This window comes from Streptomyces sp. NPDC030799 (assembly GCF_055572255.1).
On the sequence record NZ_JBVIDS010000017.1, the window covers coordinates 1 to 248 of the forward strand.

Genomic DNA, 248 nt, shown 5'->3' on the forward strand with positions numbered 1-248 from the left:
CCCTGCGGGACTCCGTCCCGCTACCAGGCTTCCGCTTCGCTCCAGCCTGGCCGGCGGGTCCGCTGCGCTCCCCCGCCCAACGGTCCTTCCGGCTGCGCCTCCAGGACCGTTGGGCCCGCTGACGCGGGCCCGGCTGGCTACGAAAAGGGTGTGGCGGGCCCCGTGGCTCGGGGGGGGGGGGGGGGGGGGGGGGTTCACCAAGAGGCCGAAAAGGAGGACACGCTTCTGGTGTCCCCCACACCCCCCCC